The sequence below is a fragment of the Saccharomonospora piscinae genome, from assembly GCF_005862235.1.
Classification (GTDB): Bacteria; Actinomycetota; Actinomycetes; order Mycobacteriales; family Pseudonocardiaceae; genus Saccharomonospora; species Saccharomonospora piscinae.
The window spans coordinates 1,057,086-1,074,690 of sequence record NZ_VCEK01000003.1 but is presented as its reverse complement, the minus strand read 5'-3'; the positions used below and the strand labels follow the sequence as shown (position 1 = coordinate 1,074,690).

Annotated in this window: 17 protein-coding genes; 4 read left to right on the top strand and 13 right to left on the bottom strand. The window is 70.4% G+C overall.

All coding sequences use genetic code 11. The features are described 5' to 3' along the window. Positions 1–7: 7 nt before the first annotated feature. The 6 genes from pheT to infC form a co-directional block, all read right to left on the bottom strand. Positions 8–2,527 carry a phenylalanine--tRNA ligase subunit beta gene (gene pheT / locus FFT09_RS16210; protein ID WP_138383166.1) on the bottom strand — a complete coding sequence of 840 codons (2,520 nt, stop codon included), beginning with the start codon at positions 2,525–2,527 and terminating at the stop codon, positions 8–10. 144 nt (positions 2,528–2,671) lie between these two features. Continuing rightward, a complete protein-coding gene (gene pheS, locus FFT09_RS16205) occupies positions 2,672–3,727 on the bottom strand; it encodes a phenylalanine--tRNA ligase subunit alpha (protein WP_081191060.1) in 1,056 nt (351 codons plus the stop codon). A gap of 117 nt (positions 3,728–3,844) precedes the next feature. Next, positions 3,845–4,651 (bottom strand): TrmH family RNA methyltransferase, encoded by an 807-nt coding sequence (locus tag FFT09_RS16200; RefSeq protein ID WP_081192152.1) that lies wholly within the window; start codon positions 4,649–4,651, stop codon positions 3,845–3,847. Beyond that, on the bottom strand, positions 4,648–5,025 hold the full coding sequence (gene rplT, locus FFT09_RS16195; protein WP_081191061.1) for a 50S ribosomal protein L20: 378 nt from the start codon (positions 5,023–5,025) through the stop codon (positions 4,648–4,650). Before rplT ends, FFT09_RS16200 begins: the two co-directional genes overlap by 4 nt. A 69-nt stretch (positions 5,026–5,094) precedes the next feature. Next, positions 5,095–5,289 (bottom strand): 50S ribosomal protein L35, encoded by a 195-nt coding sequence (gene rpmI / locus FFT09_RS16190; protein WP_024877852.1) that lies wholly within the window; start codon positions 5,287–5,289, stop codon positions 5,095–5,097. A gap of 112 nt (positions 5,290–5,401) precedes the next feature. Further along, positions 5,402–5,977: a translation initiation factor IF-3 gene (gene infC / locus FFT09_RS16185; protein WP_024877853.1), complete on the bottom strand. Its 576-nt coding sequence runs from the start codon at positions 5,975–5,977 to the stop codon at positions 5,402–5,404. 248 nt (positions 5,978–6,225) lie between these two features. Here infC and FFT09_RS16180 point away from each other — a divergent pair, with 248 nt between their 5' ends. Continuing rightward, the gene (locus FFT09_RS16180) at positions 6,226–6,594 is read left to right on the top strand and encodes a DUF1844 domain-containing protein (protein ID WP_024877854.1); all 369 of its coding nucleotides are present in this window, start codon (positions 6,226–6,228) and stop codon (positions 6,592–6,594) included. 11 nt (positions 6,595–6,605) lie between these two features. On the opposite strand, the gene FFT09_RS16175 is transcribed toward FFT09_RS16180, so the two are convergent. From FFT09_RS16175 to FFT09_RS16165, 3 genes are read right to left on the bottom strand one after another with little or no spacing between them, the layout of a single operon-like run. Further along, a complete protein-coding gene (locus tag FFT09_RS16175) occupies positions 6,606–6,995 on the bottom strand; it encodes a RidA family protein (protein WP_138383164.1) in 390 nt (129 codons plus the stop codon). Then, complete coding sequence (locus FFT09_RS16170; RefSeq protein WP_138383163.1) at positions 6,992–7,708, bottom strand: response regulator; 717 nt, start codon at positions 7,706–7,708, stop codon at positions 6,992–6,994. Before FFT09_RS16170 ends, FFT09_RS16175 begins: the two co-directional genes overlap by 4 nt. Continuing rightward, positions 7,708–9,378 carry an ATP-binding protein gene (locus tag FFT09_RS16165; RefSeq protein ID WP_138383162.1) on the bottom strand — a complete coding sequence of 557 codons (1,671 nt, stop codon included), beginning with the start codon at positions 9,376–9,378 and terminating at the stop codon, positions 7,708–7,710. Before FFT09_RS16165 ends, FFT09_RS16170 begins: the two co-directional genes overlap by 1 nt. A gap of 175 nt (positions 9,379–9,553) precedes the next feature. Between FFT09_RS16165 and FFT09_RS16160 the strand changes: the two genes are divergently transcribed. Further along, complete coding sequence (locus tag FFT09_RS16160) at positions 9,554–10,879, top strand: cation:dicarboxylate symporter family transporter (protein ID WP_138383247.1); 1,326 nt, start codon at positions 9,554–9,556, stop codon at positions 10,877–10,879. Positions 10,880–10,976: 97 nt separating this feature from the next. Here FFT09_RS16160 and uvrA read toward each other — a convergent pair whose 3' ends face one another. Together uvrA and FFT09_RS16150 are read right to left on the bottom strand one after the other, a co-directional pair. Next, positions 10,977–13,835 carry an excinuclease ABC subunit UvrA gene (gene uvrA, locus FFT09_RS16155; RefSeq protein WP_138383161.1) on the bottom strand — a complete coding sequence of 953 codons (2,859 nt, stop codon included), beginning with the start codon at positions 13,833–13,835 and terminating at the stop codon, positions 10,977–10,979. Positions 13,836–13,889: 54 nt separating this feature from the next. Next, positions 13,890–15,065 (bottom strand): acyltransferase family protein, encoded by a 1,176-nt coding sequence (locus FFT09_RS16150; protein ID WP_244231382.1) that lies wholly within the window; start codon positions 15,063–15,065, stop codon positions 13,890–13,892. Between the two features lie 105 nt (positions 15,066–15,170). On the opposite strand from FFT09_RS16150, the gene FFT09_RS16145 reads away from it, so the two are divergent. Further along, entirely contained in the window at positions 15,171–15,848 is a 678-nt protein-coding gene (locus tag FFT09_RS16145; protein WP_138383160.1) for an MBL fold metallo-hydrolase, read from the top strand. A gap of 64 nt (positions 15,849–15,912) precedes the next feature. Here the strand turns inward: FFT09_RS16145 and FFT09_RS16140 are convergent, their stop codons facing one another. Both FFT09_RS16140 and FFT09_RS23070 read right to left on the bottom strand, forming a co-directional pair. Then, positions 15,913–16,128, bottom strand: coding sequence for a type II toxin-antitoxin system Phd/YefM family antitoxin (locus FFT09_RS16140; protein ID WP_138383159.1), 216 nt, complete (start codon positions 16,126–16,128; stop codon positions 15,913–15,915). Between the two features lie 29 nt (positions 16,129–16,157). Continuing rightward, positions 16,158–16,616, bottom strand: coding sequence for a hypothetical protein (locus FFT09_RS23070; RefSeq protein WP_208544432.1), 459 nt, complete (start codon positions 16,614–16,616; stop codon positions 16,158–16,160). Positions 16,617–16,812: 196 nt separating this feature from the next. On the opposite strand from FFT09_RS23070, the gene FFT09_RS16130 reads away from it, so the two are divergent. Further along, positions 16,813–17,499, top strand: coding sequence for a TetR/AcrR family transcriptional regulator (locus tag FFT09_RS16130; RefSeq protein ID WP_244231381.1), 687 nt, complete (start codon positions 16,813–16,815; stop codon positions 17,497–17,499). Positions 17,500–17,605: the final 106 nt, after the last annotated feature.

Sequence of the window (17,605 nt, the reverse complement as noted above, 5' to 3'; positions counted from 1 at the left end):
CGACTAGTCAGCCACGCAGTACCGCGCCGACACGCTCGCCCGCGGCGGCGACGGCGGCGTCGCGCGCCTTCGTCGCCTCCTCCACGGTCAGCGTGCGGTCAGGCGCGCGGAAGCGCAGCGAGTAGGCCAGCGACCGCTTGCCCTCGCCGACCTGCTCGCCGGTGTAGAGGTCGAACAGCGACACGTCCTCGACGAGCTCGCCCGCGCCCTCGCGCAGGATCGCGGCCAGCTCGGCCGACGGCACATCGGCGTCCACGACCAGGGCGACGTCGAGCAGCACCGGCGGGAACGCCGAGATCGACGGCGCGGGCCGGTGTTCCACCACCGGCAGCGCGTCGAGATCCAGCTCCATCGCCACGGTCCGCTTCGGCAGGCCCCAGCGCTCGACGACCTTGGGGTGCAGCTCGCCCGCGTACCCGACGGTCGTGCCGTCGACCGAGAACCGCGCGCAACGGCCCGGATGCCACGGCATCACCTCGGCCGACTCGACCTCCACGTCCGCGGCGGCGACCTCGGCCACCAGGCGCGCGGCCTGAACCGCATCCGCCCAGGTGGCCTGCTCCCCGCGTCCCCACCAGCCGGAACGGCGGCGTTCCCCGGTGAGCACCACGGCCACGTGCAGCGGCTGCTCCGGCACCGCCTGTTCGAGCGCGGCGAGGTCGGCGTCGGACGGACGCCCGGCCACCCCGGGATCGGGGGCCGCGACCTGGTGCTGACCCGGCAGCACGACCTGGCCGACGTGGTAGAGCGCGACGTCGCGGAAACCGCGGGAAAGGTTGCGCTGCACGGTGTCGAGCAGGCCCGGCAGCAGCGATGTCGTCAGCCGGTTCTTCTCCGACTCCAGCGGATTGAGCACGGTGACCGTCCGGCGGCGCGGATCGTCCTCGGGCAGTCCGAGATCGTCCCAGACCGAGTCCGCGACGAACGGGAACGGCAGCACCTCCACGTACCCGGCTTCGGCGAGGGCACGCGACACCGCACGCCTGCGCCGCTGCGCGGCGGTCAGACCGCGCCCCGCCGGTGCCGCGGGCAGCTCCGACGGAATCAGGTCGTAGCCCTCCAGCCGCAGCACCTCCTCGACGAGGTCGGCAGGCTGCACGAGGTCGCCACGCCAGCTCGGCGGCACGGCGGTGACCACAGCCGTTCCGTCGTCACCGGTGCCGACCTGTACCCGGCATCCGATCTGGGTCAGCCTGCGCACCGTGACGCCACGATCGAACCGCACGCCGGCCACCTGGTCGGGCAGGCTGATCGGCATCGTGATGGCCTCGGGGGGCTCGACGTGCCCCTCGTCCGTCCGTCCCGGCCGGATGCTGCCGTCGCCGTACTGCCGCAACAGGCGGGCCGCGACCTCGACGGACGCCGCACACAACTCCGGGTCGGTGAACCGCTCGAACCGCCGCGCCGCCTCGGAGAACAGGGCGTGCCTGCGCGCGGTCCGGCTGACCGCGGCCGGATCCCAGTGCGCCGCCTCCAGCAGCACGTCGGTGCTGTCGGTGCGGATCTCCGTACTCGCGCCGCCCATCGTGCCGGCCAGGGAGATGACACCGCTGTCGTCGGCGATCACCACGTCCTCGGGGTCCAGCGTCCGCTCGAGGTCGTCCAGTGTGGTCAGCGTCTCGCCCGGCTTCGCCCGCCGGACCACCAGATCGCCCTTCACCGCTCCGGTGTCGAACGCGTGCAGCGGGTGGCCGAGCTCCAGCATCACGTAGTTGGTGACGTCCACCGCGAGCGAGATCGGCCGCATTCCGGCCAGCAGCAAGCGCCGCTGGATCCACCAGGGAGTGGGCGCTCCCGCGTCCACTCCGGTGACCCTGCGCAGCACGAACCGGCGGCAGCCCTGCGGATCCTCGATCCGCACCGGCCACACGTCCCCCTCACCCTCGGGCACGTCGACGTGGGCGGGATCGCCGTACGGCACGTCGAACGCACACGCCAGTTCCCGGGCCAGTCCCCGGACCGACAACGCGTGTCCGAGATCGGGCGTCGGGGTCAGCTCCAGCACCTCGTCAACGAGGTCGAGTACCTCGCGCGCGTCGTCACCGGGACTCGCCGTGCCCGAGGGCAGCACCAGGATGCCGGCGTGATCGTCGCCGACCCCCAGCTCGCGCACCGAGCAGATCATGCCCTCGCTTTCCCGCCCGTAGGTCTTGCGGGCCGAGATCGCGAACCCGCCCGGCAACACCGCCGACGGCAGTGCGACGACCACCAGATCGCCCTCGGCGAAGTTGGTGGCGCCGCAGATGATGCCGTTCGTGGGCGGCCGGGTCGGATCGATCTCCTCGTCCTCGCCCGCCTCCTCGACGCCGCCCACGTCGACCCGGCAGTACCGGATGGGCTTCTTGAAGTCGGTGAGTTCCTCGATCTCGACGACGCGCCCGATCACGAGCGGGCCTTCGATCTCGCCCACCCGGTCGACACCCTCGACCTCGATACCCAGATTCACGAAGGCGTCGGCGATGTCGTCGGTGCTGACCTCCTCACCGAGGTCCAGGTGCTCTCTCAGCCAACTGACGGGAATCCTCATTCACGCCTCCGTTTCCTGCGGGACACCCGCACCCGGTCGGCACACATGACGACGCAGACCATCCTTCGCCATCCGCGCCTCCGTTACCTGCGGGACACCCGCACCCGGTCGGCACACATGACGACGCAGACCATCCTTCGCCATTCATGCCTCCGTTCCGAAGGGGCGCGTGAACCGCACATCCCCCTCCACCATGTCGCGCATGTCGGGGATGCCGTTGCGGAACATCAGCGTCCGTTCGAGGCCCATGCCGAACGCGAAACCCGAGTACACGTCGGGATCGACTCCGCACGCCCGGAGCACGTTCGGGTTGACCATGCCGCATCCGCCCCACTCGACCCAGCCCGGGCCGCCCTTCTTCTCCGGGAACCACACGTCGACCTCGGCCGAGGGCTCGGTGAACGGGAAGAAGTGCGGCCGGAACCGCGTGCCCGAGTCCGCGCCGAACATGGCCTTCGCGAAGGCGTCGAGCGTGCCGCGCAGGTGGGCCATCGTCAGGCCCTGGTCCACGGCCAGCCCCTCGACCTGGTGGAACACGGGCGTGTGGGTGGAGTCCAGCTCGTCGGTGCGGAACGTCCGGCCGGGGCACACGATGTAGACGGGCAGGTCCCGGTGCAGCAGCGCCCTCGCCTGCACGGGCGACGTGTGGGTGCGCAGCACGAGGTTGGAACCCTCGGGTGCCGCGTGGAACGTGTCGGCCATCCGCCGCGCCGGGTGATCCTTGCCGAAGTTGAGGGCGTCGAAGTTGAACCACTCCGCCTCGAGTTCGGGACCCTCGGCGATCTCGTACCCCATGCCGACGAACACGTCGGCGACCCGTTCGGCGATCGTGGTGATCGGATGCCGCGCGCCCCGGGGAACCCGGTCCCACGGCAGTGTCACGTCGACGGCCTCCGCACGCAGCACGTGCTCGTCCCGCTCGGCCTGCAACACCGCCTTGCGCTCGTCGAACGCCGCCTGCACCCGGGTGCGCGCCTCGTTGACCCGCTTGCCGGCTTCGGCCTTCTGTTCCTTGGACAGCGACCCGATCGCGCGACGGGCCAGTGACAGCGGCGCGTGGTCGCCGAAGTGAGCGGGCTTCACCGCCGCGAGGGCGTCGAGATCCGCAACGGACGCGAACTCCTGTTCGGCCGCCTCGACGGCCGCGGTCAACTTCTCGGGCTCGACCCTGTCGGCCGGATTCTCCAAGGCTTCGGACATAGCTCCTCGAACGTCCGCTCCACGGTGACATGGGCTGTACGCGAGCGTGAGCGCACGTCAGCGGTACTCGCAGCGAATTCTAGGTGAGTACCGCCGCCGCCCCTCGGTCACCCTCCGTCAGGAGTGGTGCCGCACCGCACTGGTGTAGAGGCACACGGCGGCCGCCGTGGCCAGGTTGAGACTTTCCGCCCTGCCGTACAGCGGGACCCGGACCGCGCGGTCGGCACGCGCCAGCACCGCGTCGTCGAGGCCGTGGGCCTCGTTGCCGAACAGCCACGCGGTCGGCCGGTCGAGCCCCTCGGCCGTGGTCAGATCGGCCTCGGCACGGCCGTCGGCGGCGATCGTCGTGAGCCCCGCCTCCCGGCACGCTCCGAGCGCGGTGCCGACATCCGGTTCGACCGCGACCGGAAGGTGGAACAGGCTTCCCGTCGAGGCGCGTACGCACTTGCCGTTGTGCACGTCCACGCTCGTGCCCGCGAACACCACGGCGTCGGCACCCGCGGCGTCGGCGACGCGCAGCACCGTACCGGCGTTGCCGGGATCGGCGATGCCGGCGAGCACTGCCACCAGCCGGGGCCGCCCGGCGAGCGCGTCGGTCAGGGACACCGTGACCGTGTCACACACCGCCACGATGCCCTGCGGAGACACGGTCTCCGACAGCAGTTCCGCCGCACGGACGGTGATCGGCGAGAGCACGGGCGCCTCGGCCACGAGTTCGGCGTGCCGACCGGTCGCGGCCTCGGTCGCGAACACCTCGTGTACCCGGCCGTACCGCAACGCCTCACGGACGGCCTGCGCACCCTCGGCCAGGAACCGGCCCGTTTCCTCGCGCTGCGTACGCCGCGTCAGGCGGCGCGCGGCAACGACCCGGGGTGTCCTGTGTGTGAACAGGGCATCCCCGGGTCGGGAGTGCTGGGTGCTCAGGCCGACTTCTTCACGTCGGACGGCAGGTTCTGCTTCGCGACGTCGGCCAGCGAGGTGAACGCCGCGGCGTCGTTCACGGCCAGCTCGGCGAGGATCTTGCGGTCGACCTCGACACCCGCGGCCTTGATGCCCTGGATGAAGCGGTTGTAGGTCAGCCCGTTCTGGCGCGCCGCCGCGTTGATCCGGGTGATCCACAGCTGGCGGAAGTCGCCCTTGCGGGCACGGCGGTCCCGGTAGGCGTAGTTCAGCGAGTGGAGGTTCTGCTCCTTCGCCTTGCGGTAGAGGCGCGAACGCTGACCGCGGTAGCCGCTGGCCAGTTCGAGAGTCGCGCGGCGCTTCTTCTGGGCGTTGACCGCCCGCTTGACGCGTGCCACGGGTCCATCCTGTCGTGTCGGGGGGCGCGTCCAGGGCGCCCCGGTGAGTTGCGGAGAAGCTGGCTGTGCTCAGCGGCCGAGCAGGCGCTTGACGCGGTTCAGGTCCGGGGCCGCGACGTCGGCTGTGCCCTCGAGCCTGCGGGTCACCCGGCTCGACTTCTTCTCCATCAGGTGCCTGCGGCCCGCCTGCTGGCGCCGGATCCTGCCGCTGCCCGTCACGCGGACGCGCTTCGACATCCCGCTGTGGGTCTTGTTCTTCGGCATACTTCCCTCTTTCAGACGACAGCACACCGAGGACCGGTGTGCTGCTGCGTGGTGGCGATACGGGTTTCGACCGTGACGCCCGGCTACCGCCCGGGGTGCGGGCGGCGGACCGTCACGACCCCTCGCCCGCGTCCTTCGTCGCCTTCGACTTCGCCTTGGCGTTCTTGTGCGGCGCCAGCACCATGATCATGTTGCGGCCGTCCTGCTTCGGCTTCGACTCGATGAAACCCAGCTCGGCCACGTCGTCAGCGAGCCGCTGCAGCAGTCGGAACCCGAGCTCCGGCCTCGACTGCTCACGACCGCGGAACATGATCGTCACCTTGACCTTGTTGCCCGCCTCGAGGAAGCGGGACACGTGGCCCTTCTTCGTCTCGTAGTCGTGCGGGTCGATCTTGGGACGCAGCTTCTGTTCCTTGATGACGGTGAGCTGCTGGTTCCGGCGGGACTCACGGGCCTTCTGCGCACTCTCGTACTTGAACTTCCCGTAGTCCATGAGCTTCGCCACCGGCGGGCGTGCCTGCGGGGCCACCTCGACGAGGTCGAGGTCCGCCTCCTGGGCGAGCCGCAGCGCGTCCTCGATACGGACGATGCCGACCTGCTCACCGTTCGGTCCCACGAGGCGAACCTCGGGGACGCGGATGCGCTCGTTGATGCGCGTATCGGAGCTGATGGGGCCTCCTTGGTCCAATGCCGTGTTCTGCTGTCTCGACCTGGTGCCCACATACCACGGGCCCCGACACTCGTACCGTGTGCGGGGCCCTCGATCCGATCGGCATCCGGACGGACCGGATACTGTCGCTCACGCCGGGCGGCGAAACCGCCCTCGCGTCGCGTGACCGGACCCGGCCGCCTCGGACGGCGACTCGGGTGGGAGCGGGGCTCCACTTGCGGCCCCCGATTTCTCGGAGGCTGGTCGCACGTGGAATCGTACCAGAGGTGCGAGACGACTCTTTCAACGCTGCCGACCCCGCCGACGATTCCCCCGGCGTGCGCGACCTGCAGAGCATTCCCAGCGTGGAGGTCATCAGCAGGTCGGCCGTGATGCTGATGTCGGCGGCGGCGGAACGGCTCGGCCTCGCCGACGAGGAGCCGGACACCAGCCCGCATCGCGACCTGGACGAGGCACGCAGGCTCATCACCGCGCTCGCCGGGCTGGTCACCGCCTCGAGCGAGTATCTCGGCCTGCACGCGGCACCACTGCGGGACGGTCTCCAGTCACTCCAGCGGGCGTTCCGGGAGGCTTCCGCCGTGCCGGACCCGCCGGGCCAGGGCCCCGGTGAGAAGTACACCGGGCCGGTCCACTGACGGCTTTCGGTTCAGTCGAGCACGGCCAGGGCGTCGATCTCCACGAGCAGCCCCGCAGGCAGCCCCACGTAGACCGTGGTGCGCGCGGGCGGAACCTCGCCGCCGTGGGCGACGAGCTCGTTGTAGGCGTCGTTGAACTCGGCGAAGTGCGCGGTGTCGGTCAGGTAGGCGCGCATCATGACGACGTCGTCGAGCGTGGCACCCGCCGCGTCGAGCACGGCGCGCAGGTTCGCGAACACCTGCCGGGTCTGGGCGGCCACCCCGCCGTCGGCCACGGTCCCGGTCGCGGGATCGATGCCCACCTGCCCCGCGACCTGCAGGATGTTGCCCTTGCGGACCGCCTGCGAGTACGCCGCCACCGGAGCGGGTGCCGCGTCCGTGCTCACCGCCGACTTGCTCATCGCCGTCCGTTCCCCTCGTTCTCGTTCCCGGCCTCCGCGTGCCCGACGGGCACGTACCGAACCTCGGGCCTGCCCACCGTCCCGTAGTGCGGGCTGCGGCGGGCAAGGCCATGGTCGGCGAGGTACTCAAGATAGCGACGGGCCGTGACCCTGGCGACACCGGTGGCCTGCGCCACGGCCGCGGCCGACAGCCCGTCGGCCGAGGCGGCGAGTGCCGAGGTGACCGCGTCGAGCGTCGCCGTGCTCATCCCCTTGGGCAGCGGCCCCTTCTCCGGTGACCGCAGCGTGGCGAGCATCCGGTCGATGTCGGCCTGCCCACTGGCCTGTCCCGGTCGGGCGACCCGCTCCCGGAACCGGGCGTAGCTGTCGAGTTTGTCCCGCAGCGCGGCAAAGGTGAACGGCTTGAGCAGGTACTGCACCACCCCCGCCGACACGGCACCCCGGACCACGGACAGGTCACGCGCCGAGGTCACGGCGATCACGTCCACGGCGGCTCCCCCCGCGCGCAGCGCCTGGCACACCGCCAGCCCGTGGGAGTCCGGCAGGTAGAAGTCGAGCAGGACGAGCTCGACCCGGTGACGTTCGCAGAACCGCACGGCCTCACCGCCCGCGTGAACGACACCGGCGACCGTGAAACCCGGCACGCGCTCGACGTAGGCGCGATGCGCCTCGGCCGCCACCGGGTCGTCCTCGACCACGAGCACACTGATCATCAGCGAGATCCTCCGCCGTCGGCACGAGTGTCGTGCCCAGCGGGCACGGGCAGCTGGATCGTGAAGACGGCACCACCGGCCTCGGCGTTGGTCGTCGTGAGTGTTCCGCCCAGCCTGCGCACGGTCTGCCCCACGAGGGCCAGCCCGAGGCCGCGCCCCGCCTCGCCGCCGCCCGGTTTCGTGGACCAGCCGCGCCGGAAGATGTCCGAACTCACCGCGGGGTCGACGCCGGGCCCGCTGTCGGCGACCCGCAGGAGCAAGGCCGCGCCGTCGCGCCGCACGGTGACGGTCACCGTGGGCGTGCGCTCCGCCGCGGTGTCGACGGCCGCGTCCACGGCGTTGTCCACGAGGTTGCCGAGCACCGTGATGAGATCGCGGGAGTCGAGAAGTGCGCTCGTGTCCTCCAGTGCCGTGTCTCCGGTGAGCACCAGCTCGACACCGCGTTCGGCTGCCTCGCTGGACTTGCCGAGCAGCAGCGCCGCCAGCACCGGCTCGCCCACCGCGCCCAGCACCCGGTCGGTGAGTTCCTGCGCGGCGCGCAGCTCCGCGGTGGCCAGGCTCACCGCCTGTTCCGTGCGGCCCAGCTCCACCAGGGACACCACGGCGTGCAGCCGGTTGGCCGACTCGTGCGCCTGCGCGCGCAGCGACTCGGCGAACCCCCGGACCGTGTCGAGTTCGCCGGTGAGCGACTGCAACTCGGTGTGATCCCGCAGTGTCACGACGTTGCCCATCGCGCGGTCCCGCGAGCGCACGGGCACGGTGTTGACGAGCAGCACGCGCGTGTCGGTGACGTGCAGCTCGTCCTCGGCCGCCCGCTCGGACACCATCGTGCGTGCCAGGTCGTCGGCCAGCCCCAGCTCGGCGACGGGCAGTCCCCGCACGTCGTCCGACAGGCCCAGCAGCTCGGCGGCGGCGTCGTTGCACAACACCACCCGGCCGTCACGCCCGACCAGCAGCAGGCCCTCGCGCACGGAGTGCAGGATGGCCTCGTAGTAGTCGAACATGCGGCTCAGTTCCTCCGGCGCCACGCCCCGGGTCTGCCTGCGCAGCCGGTCGCTCACCGCGACACTGCCGACGATGCCCACCAGCAGCACGCCCGCCGCCACCGCGAGCACCGGGGGCAGCCGCTCGGCGAGTTCACCCGAGATCGCCTCGACGGTGATCCCGGCCGCCACCATGGCGGTCACCTCGCCGTCGGTGAACACCGGCGCCACCGCCCGCACCGACGGTCCGAGAGTGCCCGTGTAGGTCTCGGTGAACAGCTGCCCGTGCAGGGCAGGGCCGATGGTGCCGATGAACGGCTCGCCGATCCGCCGCGGGTCGGGGTGGGTGAACCGGGTCCGGTCGCGGTCCATGATGGTGATGAAGTCGACGCCCGTGTCGGCCCTGACCTGCTCGGCGAACGGCTGCAGCACCGCGCTCGGGTCCGCCGAGCCCGCCGAGGACACCGCCTGGCGCACATCGGGCGAGTCAGCGAGAGTCACCGCCACCGACACGACCTCCTCGGTGGCCTGATCGCGCACCGTGTTCGCCGCGTCCACATAGGCCAGACCCGCACCGCCGAGCACCAGCACACTCACCATCGCCACCTGCATGACCAGCAGTTGCCTGGCGACACTCCACCGCCGACCCGACGAGCCGGTGACGGAGGAACGCGAGAAGCGGCGCACCGGGACATGAGAACACACGCCCGCTCGCGGTCCGCGACCGTAATGAACGAAACGGTGACCGGCGGGGACGCGGTGCCCATAGTCGTCGTGACTCGCAAGCCGGAACAACTCCGAGGAGGCAACGTTGCCTGGACCGTCGCCCACGGCCGCACAGGCGCCCAGGCGTCGCGACCGTATGCACTACCTGTACCTCGCGGTGATCGCCGCCGTGGTGCTCGGTGTCGTCGTCGGATTCGCGGCCCCCGAGGCGGCGACCGAACTCAAGCCGCTGGGATCGGGATTCGTCAGCCTCATCAAGATGATGATCAGCCCGATCATCTTCTGCACGATCGTGCTCGGCATCGGCTCGGTGGCGAAGGCCGCGTCCGTCGGCAAGGTCGGCCTGCTGGCGGTCGGCTACTTCCTGCTGATGTCGACCTTCGCGCTGGGCATCGGCCTGGTCGTCGGCAACATCCTGCACCCGGGCGAGGGCATGCAGCTCGACCCCGACGCCGCCGCGCAGGTCCAGGAGCAGGCCGAGGGCGGTGAGGGCACCGTCGACTTCCTGCTCGGCATCATCCCGGAGACGATGGTCTCGGCCTTCACGGCGGGCTCGGTGTTGCAGACGCTGCTCGTGGCACTGCTCGTCGGCTTCGCGCTGCAGAAGATGGGAGGCGCGGGCGCGCCGATCCTGCGCGGTATCGAGCACATCCAGCGGCTGGTGTTCCGCGTGCTCGCCATGATCATGTGGGTGGCTCCGGTGGGCGCCTTCGGCGCGATCGCCGCCGTCGTGGGCGAGACCGGCTGGGAAGCCCTGCGCAGCCTCGCCGTCATCATGATCGGCTTCTACCTGACGTGCGTGCTGTTCGTGTTCGTCGTGCTCGGCACCGTGTTGTGGTTCGGCGCCAGGGTGAACATCTTCAGGCTGCTCGGCTACCTCGGCCGGGAGTTCCTGCTGATCGTGTCGACCTCGTCGTCCGAGTCGGCGCTGCCCCGGCTCATCGCCAAGATGGAGCACCTGGGCGTCAGCAAGCCCGTCGTCGGCATCACCGTGCCGACGGGGTACTCGTTCAACCTGGACGGCACCGCCATCTACCTGACGATGGCCACGCTGTTCATCGCCACCGCACAGGGCAGCCCGCTCGGCATCGGTGAGCAGATCTCGCTGCTCGTCTTCATGATCATCGCGTCGAAGGGCGCCGCTGGCGTCAGCGGCGCGGGCATCGCCACGCTGGCGGGCGGACTCCAGTCCCACCGGCCCGAACTGGTGGACGGGGTCGGCTTCATCCTCGGCATCGACCGGTTCATGTCGGAGGCCCGCGCGCTCACCAACTTCGCGGGCAACGCCGTGGCGACCGTCCTCATCGGATCGTGGACCAAGGAACTGGACCGCGAGCAACTGAACCGGGTGATCACCGGAGCCGACCCGTTCAACGAGGCCACGCTCGTCGACGACCACGCCGGCGAGCGGGCCGCGGAGTACGGGGAGAACACCGAATCGAAGCAACCCGCTTCGGTCTAGGACACGACCGGCAACCACTCCCGCGCTCGTCTCACTGGTGGCGCAGGCCGCCGCTCGTGAGACGAGCGCACGACCCTGCCCGTCCCCCTGAGAGTCCCTAGCCCTCCAGCAGCGGCGCGAGGAACTGCCCGGTGTAGCTGCCGTCCTCGGCCGCCACCTGTTCCGGCGTGCCCTGCGCGATGACCATGCCACCACCCGAGCCGCCCTCGGGGCCGAGGTCGATCAGCCAGTCGGACGTCTTGATGACGTCGAGGTTGTGCTCGATCACCATCACGGTGTTGCCCTTGTCGACCAGCCCGTTGATCACGCCGAGCAGCTTGCGGATGTCCTCGAAGTGCAGGCCGGTGGTGGGCTCGTCGAGGATGTAGACCGTCCGGCCCGTCGAGCGCTTCTGCAACTCGCTGGCGAGCTTGACGCGCTGCGCCTCGCCACCGGACAGGGTCGGGGCGGGCTGGCCCAGCCGCACGTAGCCGAGGCCGACGTCCACCAGTGTCTGGAGGTGCCGGTGGATGGCCTTGATCGGCTCGAAGAACTCGGCGGCCTCCTCGATCGGCATGTCCAGCACCTCGGAGACCGTCTTGCCCTTGTAGTGGACCTCCAGCGTCTCGCGGTTGTAGCGCGCGCCCTTGCACACCTCGCACGGCACATAGACGTCGGGCAGGAAGTTCATCTCGATCTTGATGGTGCCGTCGCCCGCGCACGCCTCGCACCGGCCGCCCTTGACGTTGAAGGAGAACCGGCCCGGCTGGTAACCGCGCACCTTGGCCTCGGTGGTGGCGGCGAACAGCTTGCGGACGTGGTCCCACACGCCGGTGTAGGTCGCGGGGTTCGACCGCGGCGTGCGGCCGATGGGCGACTGGTCGACGCGCACGAGCTTGTCGACGTGATCGAGCCCCCGCACGCGCGTGTGCCGCCCCGGCACCTGCCGTGCGTTGTTCAACTTGTTGGCCAGCACGGTGGCCAGGATGTCGTTGACGAGCGTGGACTTGCCCGAGCCGGAGACTCCCGTGACCGAGATCAGGCAGCCGAGCGGGAACGACACGTCGATGTTGCGCAGGTTGTTCTCCCGCGCCCCCACCACGGTGAGCTGCCGCTTGCGATCCACCGGCCTGCGCGCGGCCGGCATCTCGATCTCGCGCCGCCGCGCGAGGTAGTCGCCCGTGAGCGACTTCTTGTTCCGCAGCAACTTGGCGAACGACCCGCTGTGGACGATCTCGCCGCCGTGCTCACCCGCACCCGGGCCGATGTCGACGACCCAGTCGCTGGACTTGATGGTGTCCTCGTCGTGCTCCACGACGATCAGCGTGTTGCCGAGGCTGCGCAGCCGGGTCAGGGTCTCGATCAGCCGGTGGTTGTCGCGCTGGTGCAGGCCGATGGACGGCTCGTCCAGCACGTACAGCACGCCCACGAGCCCCGACCCGATCTGGGTCGCGAGGCGGATGCGCTGTGCCTCACCGCCCGAGAGCGTGCCGGCCGCGCGGTCGAGCGAGAGGTAGTCGAGCCCCACGTCGAGCAGGAAGTGCAGGCGGGCCTGGATCTCCTTCAGCACCGCTCCGGCGATCATGGCCTCGCGGGTGCCGAGGGTCAGGCCGTCGAGGAACTCCGACGCCTCCGCCACGGACAGCGCGCAGACCTCCGCGATGGAGCGCTCGCCGTGCTCGCCGTGTTCCAGCGTCACGGCGAGGATCTCGGGCTTGAGGCGGGTGCCCTGGCACGCCGGGCACGGCACCTCGCGCATGTAGCCCTCGTAGCGCTCGCGCGCCCAGTCGGACTCGGTCTGCTCGTGCCGCCGCTCCAGGAACGGGATGACGCCCTCGAAGCTCGCGTAGTACGAGCGCTGCCGCCCGTACCGGTTGCGGTAGCGCACGTGGACCTGGTCGTCCACGCCGTGCATGACGGCTTTCTGCACCTTGGCGGGCAGCTTGCGCCACGGCGTGTCCATCCGGAAGCCGAGCGTCGTCGCGAGCGATTCCAGCAGCCGCTGGAAGTACTCGGCGCTCTGCCCCCCGGCCCACGGGGCGATGGCGCCGTCGGCCAGTGACAACTCGTCGTCCAGCACCACCAGCTCGGGATCGACCTCCTTGCGCACCCCGATTCCCGTGCATTCGGGGCAGGCGCCGTAGGGCGAGTTGAACGAGAACGAGCGCGGTTCGAGGTCCTCGATCTCCAGCGGGTGACCGTTGGGGCACGCCAGGTTCTCCGAGAACCCGCGGGTGCGGTGCGGATCGTGCTCGTCGACGTCCACGAACTCCAGCTCGACCAGCCCGTCGGCCAGGCGCAGCGCCGTCTCGACCGAGTCGGTGAGCCGCTGCTTGGCGCTCGCCTTGACCGTGAGGCGGTCGACGACCACGCCGATGTCGTGTTTCTCCTGCTTCTTCAGCTTCGGCGGCTCCGCCAGCGGGTGCACCGTGCCGTCCACGCGCACGCGGGCGTAGCCCTGCTGTTGCAGGTTCGCGAACAGATCGACGTACTCGCCCTTGCGCCCCCGCACCACCGGAGCGATGACCTGAAACCGGGTGCCCTGCTCCAGGTCGAGCACCTGGTCCACGATCTGCTGCGGGGTCTGCTTGCTGATCGCCTCGCCGCACTGCGGGCAGTGGGCCTTGCCCGCCCGGGCGTAGAGCAGGCGCAGGTAGTCGTAGACCTCGGTGATGGTGCCGACCGTGGAGCGCGGGTTGCGGGACGTGGACTTCTGGTCGATCGACACCGCGGGCGAGAGCCCCTCGATGAAGTCGACGTCCGGCTTGTCCATCTGCCCGAGGAACTGCCGCGCGTACGCCGACAGCGACTCCACGTAGCGGCGCTGCCCCTCGGCGAAGATGGTGTCGAACGCGAGGCTCGACTTTCCCGACCCGGACAGGCCGGTGAACACGATCAGACTGTCCCTGGGTAGGTCGATGTCGACGCCACGCAGGTTGTGCTCACGGGCGCCACGGACTACAAGGCGGTCAGCCACCCGAGATCCCTTCGACTGGAGTGTGGAACGCCGAACACGTCGGCGGTGTCCATGCTAGGTCGCACCACCGACAGGAACGGACCTCGCACCGCCGGGCTCCGTGGGGGACGCCACAGCGGGGCGCCGGGTCAGCGCCCGGTACGCGGGCCGTTCGACACAGACGGTGAGCAGCCAGGCCAGCAGCACCACGGCACCCAGCACCAGGGACAAGCGTAGCCACCACGGCGACACCCCGGCCTCGCTCAGCGCCCGCGCCAGCACGTAGCCGAGTTGCTGGTGCACGAGGTACAGGCAGTAGCTGATGCCGGCCAGCCAGGAAATGGGGCGCCGCAGCGAGCGCAGCACGGGCACGTCCCAGTCCGGTCCGCGTGCCGCCGCGCACATCGCGACCAGCATCACCGCGAACGCCAGCACGACCGGCAGCGCGGGCGAATGGCTGCGGAAGAACTGCAGGACCAGCGCCGCACCCAGCAGTCCCGCGAGCTGCACGGTGGGCAGGCGGCGTTGCTGCCACAGCCAGATCGCCACCCCGGCCGCGAACAGGTAGGCCCGGTTCATGCCGGTCGCTCCGGGCAGGGTGCTGATCAGCTCCCCCAGCAGCGGCGCCACGGCGGCGAGACCCATCGCCGCCCACAGCATTACCGGCGCGCCGACCCTGCGGTGCAGCTTCGCGCGCCACAACAGTGCCGCGCACGCGAACGCGGCCACCTGCACGGGCAGCGTCCAGTAGGACCCGTCGATGCGGTGCCAGCCGTCGGGGTTCCACTCGTGCAGCAACAGCACGTGCAGGACGAGGTCGTTCAGGTCGGGCACGTGCCAGGCGGGCAGCGCGCCCGGCCCCCGGTCCTCCGGCATGATCGGCTCGGCGACGAGCAACCCCCACAGCCCGCCCTGGTGGGTGCCGCCGTTGAACCGCACCACCGCGAACCGTGTCACCGTGTAGACCAGCACGACCGCGACCAGGTAGGCCGGGAGCAGCCGCGCCAGCCGTGCCCGGAACCACCGGCCCGCGTTGCCACGCCGCAGGGTCGGGCCGATGAAGTAGCCCGACAGCACCAGCAACGTCACGGTGCCGAAGGACAGCCGCACCTGCACCGGATACGGCTCGATGCCCGGAATGTCCGAGGCCAGGCCCGTGACGTGGCCGAGCACGACGAACAGGATCGCCACCACGCGGACGACGTCCCAGCTGATGCGCCGCGACGAGGGCGGGCGGCTGGCGACGGTCACGAACGCTCCCCCAGAAACGACGACGCGGTCAGCAGCCGACAGTAATCACGGCTCACCGCCCGACCTCGCCCGGGGTGGACATCGCGGATTGACTACCGTAGGAGCGTGAACGTCACCGAGGAGTACACCGGCCACGTCGAACCGGGCGGTGCCGCCGCGCGGCGCACGCTCGACGCGCTCACCATCACGAAGGTGTCGGTGGGCCCGATGGACAACAACGCCTACCTGCTCGTGTGCCGCGCCACCGGCGAAGCCCTGCTGGTGGACGCCGCCAACGACCCCGAGCGGCTGTCCGACCTCATCGGCTACGGACCCGACCGCCCTTCGCTGCGCACCATCGTCACTACGCATCAGCACGCCGACCACTGGCAGGCACTCGGTGCCGTCGGGGGCGCCCACGGCGCGGACACGGTGGCCCACCCCGACGACGCCGACGCGCTGCCGGTGCCGCCCGACCTGTACGTCGAGCACGGGGACACCGTCACCGTCGGCGACGTGACGCTGGAGGTCATCCACCTGCGCGGCCACACGCCGGGCTCCATCGCCCTGCTCTACCGGGACCCGCAGGGTCACCCGCACCTGTTCACCGGCGATTCGCTGTTCCCGGGCGGCCCCGGCAAGACGACCACTCCGGAGGCCTTCACCAGCCTCATGGACGACCTGGAAAACAGGGTGTTCGGGCAGCTTCCGGACGACACGTGGTTCTACCCCGGCCACGGCGACGACTCCACGCTCGGCGCGGAGCGGCCGAAGCTCGGCCAGTGGCGCGAACGCGGCTGGTGAACAGCGGGCCGATGCGGCCCGCTCACACCTCGACGACCACGCGCGGACGCAATGGCGGGGATCATCAGATCCAGGCGGTGCGGCCGGTCGTAGTCGAACTCGGCATGGCCCTGTGCCGCTCGACGAGCTCCTCCGCGGTCAGCCGCCGACGACGAGGCAGCGGACGTACCTCGGCGACCTCCACGCCGTTGCGAGTGACGTGGTAGGTCTCGCCCGCTTCGACCGCGTCCATGACCGCAGCGCAGTTGGTGCGGAGCTCCCGCTGACCGATGACCTTCACAGCGGCAATGTAGCCCCCAGCACAGCAAGCTACGCGGACCGCGTGAGAGTGCCCGGCCTTCGCCACAGCAGCGCGATCGCCACCAGCCCTGCCAGGCACGGCAGCATCCCGGTCCAGCCCAGCAACGGCGGCAGTCCGGTGTCTCCGGAGGTGTCCTTGATGACCAGGTTCATCAGGGCGAGACCCGTGCCGACGACGAACAGCGCGGTCGCGAGCCCGCCTGACCACCGCTTACCGGCCTTGACGGCCCGGATCGTCGCGAGCCAGCCCGCGATGCCGAGCGCTCCCAGCACGGACAGGTAGGCCAGGTAGGTGGTGACCGCGGCGTCGATGCGTGCCTCGGGGTAGGCGGGATAGCCCGCCCGGACATGCTCGGCGAGCACGTCGGCGTTCGCATGGCCGACGTACAGCACGATCAGCGCGACGACGGTCAGGCAGAGGCCCGCGTACATCGCTCCGACCGCGTAGGGGCGCTGCGATGTGGTCATCAAACTGTGCTCCTTTCAGGCGCGCCGCTCGGGCGCAGAGGGGTTTCGGACGTCACCGGCAGGCGGGTGTGAGGTGCGCGGCGGAGCCGAGGGGCGCTCCGTTGGGCGACTTTTAGAACACGTTCCAAAACTAGCAGCGAGCCCCGTCGACGTCGAGGCGGCCCCGGACGAGCCGAGCGAGAGGCATCATGGGGCGGTGTCCCGATCGACCACACCGCACGGCCGTACCGGCCGACCACGCCTGACCTCCCGCGCGGAAATCCTGGAGGCGGCTCGACGGCTCATTGATCGCGACGGGTGGGAGAAGCTGACCATCCGCCGACTGGCGGGCGAACTCGGCATCGGGGCGACCACGCTCTACCACCATGTCCGGAACAAGGGCGACCTGCTGGTCCAGCTGCTCAACGACCATGCCGGACAGGCGGAACGGCCCACGCTGCCACGCGACCCGCGCGAGCGTGTCATCGCGGCAGCCACCGCCATGCACGACACGCTCGCGGCCTGGCCCTGGGCCGCGGAGGTCCTCACGACCGACGGCTTCCTCGGGCTGCTCGACGAATCGGCACTCTGGACGGTCGAGACCATCGTCGGCGGGGCGATCGAAGCCGGCCGCACTCCCGAACAGGCGGTCGTCGCCTTCCGCGACATCTGGTACTACACCGTCGGCGAGATTCTCGTCCGCGCCCATTCCGGCCGTGAACAGGCACAGGCCGAGTCGATCCCCCGCCACGAGATCGACTTCACCCGGTTCGACCCGGCGCGAGTGCCGCACCTGGCGGCCATCGCCGACCAGTGGCCTGCCCTGGCAGCACACGACACCTACCCCCAGGGGCTCCGCGCACTCGTCGACGGGCTGCTCTTCTCCGAGTGTCCCGGCTCCTGACCCTCTCGTGGACGACGCGAGCGATAGCTCCGCTCGCCACTCTGGCCGTGCCTAGCACACCGAGAAGGCGTGTAAATTTCCACTCGGCCGCGAAATGGTGACGAAA

What these genes read in the sequence shown, in the direction of transcription:
- pheT (WP_138383166.1), bottom strand. Translation starts at nt 2,527, where the DNA reads ATGAGGATTCCCGTCAGTTGGCTGAGAGAGCACCTGGACCTCGGTGAG.
- pheS (WP_081191060.1), bottom strand. Translation starts at nt 3,727, where the DNA reads ATGTCCGAAGCCTTGGAGAATCCGGCCGACAGGGTCGAGCCCGAGAAG.
- rpmI (WP_024877852.1), bottom strand. Translation starts at nt 5,289, where the DNA reads ATGCCGAAGAACAAGACCCACAGCGGGATGTCGAAGCGCGTCCGCGTG.
- FFT09_RS16175 (WP_138383164.1), bottom strand. Translation starts at nt 6,995, where the DNA reads ATGAGCAAGTCGGCGGTGAGCACGGACGCGGCACCCGCTCCGGTGGCG.
- FFT09_RS16170 (WP_138383163.1), bottom strand. Translation starts at nt 7,708, where the DNA reads ATGATCAGTGTGCTCGTGGTCGAGGACGACCCGGTGGCGGCCGAGGCG.
- FFT09_RS16160 (WP_138383247.1), top strand. Translation starts at nt 9,554, where the DNA reads ATGCACTACCTGTACCTCGCGGTGATCGCCGCCGTGGTGCTCGGTGTC.
- FFT09_RS23070 (WP_208544432.1), bottom strand. Translation starts at nt 16,616, where the DNA reads ATGACCACATCGCAGCGCCCCTACGCGGTCGGAGCGATGTACGCGGGC.